General features: G+C 48.0%; 1 pseudogene. It reads right to left on the bottom strand.

The features are described from left to right. Positions 1–504, bottom strand: a pseudogene (locus AAEZ02_RS21820) (IS3 family transposase); the annotation flags it as partial.

Here is a 504-nt window from a genome sequence, read left to right as displayed (position 1 = left end):
CATCTGCAACATAAGCATCTGGTTTACTTCTTTTTGTTATGCTTTGGCTTCGTCCACGTCGATTTAATTGAGCATTGGCTTTTAACACTCGGTAAAAACTCGACTCTGAAGCGATATAGACCCCTTCATCAAGCAGCGTCGGCACGATTTGTGAGGGAGGTAGACTCGCAAACCTTGCCTCATTCGAGGTTGCCAGTATCAGCTTTTCCTCGTCATCACTAAGCTTGTTGGCTGGCTCCTGTCTTACCGCCGAGGGCCTTAAATCAGCTTGTACTTTTCCTGCTCGATACCAGCGCCGATACGTCCGCTTACTTAGCTCTGCTTCAGCGCAAGCCTTGTAAAGACGTGCACCGTGGGCATACGCTTCTTGTATTAAATTCACCAATGTTATGCGCTTAGGCAAAGGCGTTAACTCTCCTCGTTGTCGTCCTCCCAAAGCGCATTGAGCTTTTTTCTAAGCACCAGTAAAGCCGCTGTTTCTGCTAACGCCTTCTCTTTGTAGCG

The sequence above is a fragment of the Shewanella sp. T24-MNA-CIBAN-0130 genome (genome assembly GCF_040310185.1).
Taxonomy (GTDB): Bacteria; Pseudomonadota; Gammaproteobacteria; order Enterobacterales; family Shewanellaceae; genus Shewanella; species Shewanella psychromarinicola.
The sequence above is the reverse complement of the archived record's forward strand: the minus strand, read 5'-3'. Positions and strand labels throughout refer to the sequence as shown.